This is a genomic window from Flagellimonas olearia (assembly GCF_009184425.1).
GTDB lineage: Bacteria > Bacteroidota > Bacteroidia > Flavobacteriales > Flavobacteriaceae > Flagellimonas > Flagellimonas olearia.
In genome coordinates, this window is the sequence record NZ_WELG01000093.1 from 1 (window position 1) to 374 (window position 374).

Consider the following 374-nt stretch of genomic DNA (forward strand, 5'->3'; position numbering starts at 1 on the left):
ATAAATTTAAACTTTAAAAACTTTTAATTTATCTTCAAAAAAAGGGATTTTGGTTACTTTATTTTAGACTCATTATCTTAAGAGGATAGGAAGTATTTTGAAACAATTCTCCCTAAAATCCGCCTAATCCCCAAAAGACCGCTTTTGAAAGCCGTTTGATCAAGCCTTATTCAAACTAAGCTTTAATCTTAAGCTGCTTGAGAATATCGCACGCCCCTTTAGCGCCTAATTTACAGCCTTTTTTAAAGTTCTCTATGGCTTGCTTTTCATTCCTTGTTACGCCTTCTCCATTGTATTGCATGGCCCCCAAATTGAAACACCCTCCGCCATTTTTCATCTCGCATGCTTTAGAATAACGATCGAGAGCCTCTTTA

Annotated in this window: 1 pseudogene; it reads right to left on the reverse strand. The window is 36.1% G+C overall.

Annotation, left to right across the window (positions count from 1 at the left end):
• Window positions 1-175: 175 nt before the first annotated feature.
• Window positions 176-374 (reverse strand): annotated as a pseudogene (locus F8C76_RS19950) (Sel1 repeat protein); the annotation flags it as partial.